The following is a 5,596-nucleotide window of genomic DNA, read 5'->3' on the forward strand; positions in this document are numbered from 1 at the left end:
CGACGACTTCGCCCCGTTCGCGGGCGAGGGCGCCTCGTTCGACGGCGCGTTCCCGGAGACCGTCACCGCCCCGGCCGGGACGCCGAGCGGGACCGTGTTCCAGGTCCCGATCCCGGTCGCCGAGGACGCCGAGGTCGAGGGCGACGAGGTCGCCGACCTGCGTGTGACCAGCGCCGCCACCGTGACCGGCGCCGACGTCGAGGTCACTCTCACAGACAAGCCCGTCGTCCAGTTCGCCGCCGAGTCGGCGACGACGAACGAGGGTTCAACCGTCGACATCGCCGTCACGCTCTCCGTCGGCGCGCCCGAGGGCGGGGCCACGGTCGACGTCGTGCTCCTCGAGGACGAGGACGAGGGGACCTCGGCCGCCGACCTCGACGGCTACGAGACGCAGACGGTCACGTTCGCCGAGGGCGAGCAGACGGCGACGGTGACCGTGACGGTCACGGAAGACAGCGCCGCCGAGCCGGCTGAGACGTTCGCGTTCGAGCTCCGCGACGCCGTCGGCGCCACGGTCGGCACGCCGGACCGGTTCACGCTCACCGTCAGCGAGTCGGCCCAGGCCGTGACCCTGACCGTCGCCGAGACCACGGTCACGGCGCGCGAGGGCGCGAGCTCGACGGTTACGGTCACGCTCACCACTGGCGACGGCGCTCCGCTCGACGAGGACACCCCGTTCACGGTCTCGCTCGACGAGGGCTCGACGGCCGACAACGACGACTTCGCCCCGTTCGCGGCCGGCGGCGTCGCGTTCGACGGCGACTTCCCCGAGACGCTCGTCGCCCCGGCTGGTACGCCGAGCGGGACCGCGTTCACGCTCCCGGTCCCGCTCGAGGACGACGGCGTCGTAGAAGGCGATGAGGTCGCGAACCTGCGCGTCACCAGCGCTGGCGCGACGGTCGTAAATGGAGACGTCGCACTTACTATCGAGGACGCGCCGGCCGTGGCCTTCCAGGATGCCACGCTGTTCGCCGCTGAGGGCGAGACCGTCGAGGTCGTCCTCGAGTTGAGCGAGCCCGCGCGCGGCGGCGAGTCCATCGTCGTGTTCCTCGTCGACGACGAGGATGAGGCGACCACCTCCGAGGACCTGGGCGGCTTCGACTCCCAGACCATCACGTTCGCCGAGGGCGACACCGAGGCCACGATCGCCATTGAGGTCACCGCCGACGGCAGCGCCGAGGACGACGAGTCGTTCCGCCTCGCGCTCGGCCAGGCCGACCTCCAACCGAACGGGCTCGGGATCGGGGAGCCGTCCGAGACCACGCTGACCGTCTCGCTCTCGACGCCGGCCGTCGAGTTCGAGTCTGCCGACCTCGAGGCCGCCGAGGGCGAGTCCGTGACGGTCTCGCTCCGGCTCTCGGACGCCGCGAGCGGTGGCGAGTCCGTGACCGTCGTCCTCGATGGCGCCTCGCCCGACGGCGCCGGCGCCGACGACCTCGGCGGGTTTACGTCCGAGACCGTCACGTTCGACGGCGGCGACACGTCGGCCTCGTTCGAGATCGCCGTCACGAGCGACGGCATCGCCGAGGGCGAGGAGACGTTCACGCTCGTCCTCGAGGACGCCGACGGGCTCGACCTGGCCGACGGCACCGAGATTGCGCTCACCGTCACGCCCTCGAGGACGGGCGTCCGGTTCGCCGATGCCGCGTTCCAGGTCGCCGAAGGATCGACGGCGATCCTGACCTTGGAGCTCGGCTCACCGGCTCAGGGCGGGGAGGCCGTCGAGGTCGTGTTCGCGGGCGGCACGGACGGCGCCGACCTCGGCGACATCGGCGGGTTCGAGACCCGGACCGTCACGTTCGCGGCCGGCGACACGACGGCCACCGTCGAGGTCGAGGTCACGGACGACGGGCGGACCGAGAGCGAGGAGTCGTTCACGTTCCGGCTGCAGGACGCGACCGGTCTCGACATCGGCGCGCCCGACGAAGCCGTCGTGACGGTCGACCCGTCGGCGACCACGATCTCCTTCGGCGGCCAGGGCGAGGACGGCACGATCACCGTCGGCGAGGGCGCGGGGTCCTTTAGCCTCCAGATCGAGTTCGAGGAGGCCCTGTCCGAGGATGCCGCGTTCGACGTCGTGCTCGCCAGTTCGTCGGACGACGCGGGCGAGAACGACATGGCGGCGGAGACCGGCGCGGGCCCCGACGACTTCGACGGGTTCGAGTCGGAGACCGTCGAGGTCGAGGCCGGCGCCACATCTGCGACGGTCGTGATCCCCGTCACCGACGACAGCATCGCGGAGGGGGCGGAGCAGTTCGTGTTCGAGATCCGGAACGCGACCGGCGGCGGCCCGAACGGCTTGGCGCTCGGCGACGCGTCGGTCACGGTCGTCCTCGAGGACAACGACAACCCGACGTCGGACGAGGCGGCCCTCGAGGGCGCGGTCGTCGGGCGAGTGTTCCCGAACCCAACGGCGGGCGCGGCCCAGTTCGATCTCTCGGTCGACGTGCCGCAGACTGTGCGCGTGACCGTCGTGGACGCGGTCGGCCGTGTGGTCGAGGTCCTCGACCTCGAGGTCTCGGGCACGGAGCGCGTCGAGGTCGGCGGCGGGTTGGCGCCGGGCGTCTACCTGATCCAGGTGACTGGGACCACGGTTACGGCCACGCAGCAGATCACCGTCGCGCGGTAGCAGGTGCGTCCTCGAGGTCAGATGCGTCGCCGGCCTCGAGGACTACGACTCCTACAGCCCCGTGGCGACCTCGAGGACGCGCGGACTTACTCGACCTCGATCCAGAACACGTCGTCCTCCAGCGTGCGGGGCGTCCGGAAGTCGTGCCGCGGTTGAGTGGCGAGGTCACTCTGCGGATGGGCGACGACCGATCCGCCCTCGACCTCGAAGCGATACGCTTTGATCTCGCGCCCGCCCGATGTGATCACGACTCGGTACGACCCGTCCGTAAGCGACTCGCGATCGACGGCGCTCTGATCGGGATAGCGAAACGACAGCGTGACCGCGCGCCACACGTCCGGCGTGTACGCCGTGTTGCCGCGGCCCTCGCCCGAGATCTTCTGGCCATCTCGGTGGAGCTCCGTCTCGAACTCCTCGCTGCCGAGCTCGTCCTGCCGGACCCACACGTCGACCTCGAGGTGAGCCGAGTCACCGTTGTCGCGGTCGAACCGAACGACGCCCGTCGATCGCCACGGGCCTTCCATGCGAATGCTCTCTCGCGTATCGAACGGGTCGTCGCTGGCAGCGACCTCGAGGTCGTACGGGATCGCTCCGATCACACCGCCATTGTGCAAGACCGCGAGCGTGTAGGAGCCGGGCTCGGTCGGGCGGTCGAAGGTGAGGCGTGACGCGAGTTGGAGTGTCGCGAAGGCGCTGGACGGGTCGATGGGACCGAGCTCGGCGTCGGCGGACGTGACCGGGGAGCCGGACGCGTCGAGGAAAGCGAAGCTGTAGCCGCCGTCCGGATCCGGGAAGACGACTCGGAGGTCGGTCAGCTTGTGGAGGACTCGGCCTCCCGTGTACGCATCGTCGAAGCGTAAGAGCAGGTCCAGATGGTCGACAGCCGGGGCCGGCTGCGCGATGGGGCCGGCGGTGGCCAGCAGGAAAGCAACCGAGACCAGCAGAAAGCGCTGCATAGAGAAGAAGGGTGGACTCTGTTCGTCCGCCAAATCTCGCATCTGAGGATCACATCCTCTATAGAACTCGCGCTTTACAACCGAACCAGCGCCTCCATGAGCGCCCTCAGCCCCGCAACCGGCGGCGCACCGCTCCAGGTAACGGCCTCGTCTCCAACCTCGAGGACGGACCGTGACGTTTCGACGACCGGATACTCGGCCTCGAGGTCGACGGCGGCGATCAGCCGTTCGAGATCGGCTTGTTGCCTCGAGGTCAGCGTTCCGTAGCGGCGCCCGCCCGTCACGTAGCTGCCGCGCTCTACTGAAAACCGGCCGTCGGCCTCGAGGACGACCTCGAAGTCGGCGTCGTACTCGCCGGACTGCCAAAGGCGGAGTGGGGTCACGGCGGCTCCGGCTCGAACCAGTGGCGCTTCATAGCGCGCAGGACGTCGTCCGTGATGGGCAGGCCCGACGCGTCGCCCAGAACCGCGTCGACGCCGCACGCCGGGCAGATGGCCGTCTCGCCGCCGTCGCCTTCGTCGACCCAGCGCGTGATCGTGGCGGGCGCGTAGACCGCCAAGCAGTAGAAGCAACCGCACGCGGCGCTCGCCTCGATCTCGTCCCGGTGGTGGTCCGAGTGCGTGTGCGCGGCCTCGAGGTCGGTCACACGACCTCGCCGGCGGCGATCTGTCGGACGACCTCGGCCTGCTCCCCAGCCCACGCGTCGTCGCGGCCCGTCTCTCGCGCGACCAGCTTGGCGACCGTCTCGGCCGCCTCGCTCGAGGCTTTCGTGTCCAAGAACAGTCCTCGCGTGCGCCTCGCGAGCGCGTCGGCGGCCGTGCGGGCCTGCTCGCTGCGAGCGGCGTAGACGATCTCGGCACCGGTCACGGTTGGCAGGTCCGGGTGGATGGCGTCCTCGAGACCAGGCTCAGCCTCGGCGATGGCGCGGACGGCAGCGGCGTCGGAGCCGTAGGCAGCGTACGGGGCGGAGGGGTCGAGGAGCGCGTCCGGGACCCAGCCTCGTAGGCGCAAGTCAGCGGTGTCGTTGGCTTTCTCGCGGAGCCCGCCGGTCTGAGCGGCGTGGTCGACGGCGTCCTCGGCCATCACGCGGTACGTCGTCCACTTGCCGCCCGTGACGGTCACCAGCCTCGAGGACGAGACGCTCACGACGTGCTCACGGGACAGCGCGGCGGTGCCCTCGGCGTCGGGGTCGGTGACCAAGGGGCGCAGGCCGGCCCAGACGGCGCGGACATCGTCGCGCGTGGGGGCGGGCGTCAGGTAGCGGCCGGCGTGCTCCAGGATGTAGTCGACCTCGTCGTCGCCGGGCTGAGGCTCGTAGCTCGGGCCATCGACCGGCACGTCGGTCGTGCCGACGACGGTCTTGCCCTGCCACGGGATCGCAAACAAGACGCGGCCGTCGTCGGTCTTGGGCACCATGATCGCGGTGTCGCCGGGCAGGAACGACCGATCGAGGACGATGTGGGCACCCCGGCTCGGCTCGAGCATGTTCGAGGCCGAGGGCTGGTCGAGCCGCCGGACGCGGTCGGCCCAGACGCCGGTCGCGTTGATGACCACTTTGGCCCGGACGGTCGTCTCGGACTCGTCCTCGAGGTCGCGCACGCGCATCCCGTCGATGTGACCGCCGGTCTTCTCGAACCCGACGCAGGCCGTGTGATTGAGGACGACCGCGCCGAGATCGGCGGCGGTCCGCGCCAGGGCGATGGCGAGGCGGGCGTCGTCGAACTGGCCGTCGTAGTAGAGGACGCCGCCGTCCAAGCCGTCGCGGTTGCCGGTCGGAATGCGCTCGAGGTACTCGGCTTCGGACAAGAGCTGCGTGTGGCCGATGCCCAGGCTCATCGCCAGGCGGTCGTAGGCGAACAGGCCGGCGCCGTAGTACGGCTTCTCCCACCACGAGTAGGCCGGGACCGCGAACGCTCGCGTCGTCGCGATGTGGGGCGCGTTCTGCAACAGCCGCCCCCGCTCGCGGAGCGCCTCTCGCACCAGCCGCACGTCGCCGCGAGCGAGGTAGCGG

The 5,596-nt window shown here is 70.5% G+C and carries 5 protein-coding genes; 1 reads left to right on the forward strand and 4 read right to left on the reverse strand.

Annotated features, from left to right (window positions below; translation table 11 throughout):
• A partial coding sequence (locus tag WBA11_RS13305) for a Calx-beta domain-containing protein (protein ID WP_424521157.1) occupies positions 1–2,629 on the forward strand: 2,629 nt, incomplete at its 5' end.
• Positions 2,630–2,715: 86 nt separating this feature from the next.
• On the opposite strand, the gene WBA11_RS13310 is transcribed toward WBA11_RS13305, so the two are convergent.
• The 4 genes from WBA11_RS13310 to WBA11_RS13325 all read right to left on the reverse strand — a co-directional run.
• Positions 2,716–3,585 (reverse strand): hypothetical protein, encoded by an 870-nt coding sequence (locus WBA11_RS13310; protein WP_424521158.1) that lies wholly within the window; start codon positions 3,583–3,585, stop codon positions 2,716–2,718.
• A gap of 74 nt (positions 3,586–3,659) precedes the next feature.
• The gene (locus WBA11_RS13315; protein ID WP_424521159.1) at positions 3,660–3,968 is read right to left on the reverse strand and encodes a hypothetical protein; all 309 of its coding nucleotides are present in this window, start codon (positions 3,966–3,968) and stop codon (positions 3,660–3,662) included.
• Positions 3,965–4,231: a cytoplasmic protein gene (locus WBA11_RS13320; protein WP_424521160.1), complete on the reverse strand. Its 267-nt coding sequence runs from the start codon at positions 4,229–4,231 to the stop codon at positions 3,965–3,967. The genes WBA11_RS13315 and WBA11_RS13320 overlap by 4 nt, the downstream gene beginning before the upstream one ends.
• A partial coding sequence (locus WBA11_RS13325) for a glycerol-3-phosphate dehydrogenase/oxidase (protein ID WP_424521161.1) occupies positions 4,228–5,596 on the reverse strand: 1,369 nt, incomplete at its 5' end. The genes WBA11_RS13320 and WBA11_RS13325, both read right to left, overlap by 4 nt.

It is taken from the genome of Rubrivirga sp., from assembly GCF_049648075.1.
Lineage (GTDB): Bacteria > Bacteroidota > Rhodothermia > Rhodothermales > Rubricoccaceae > Rubrivirga.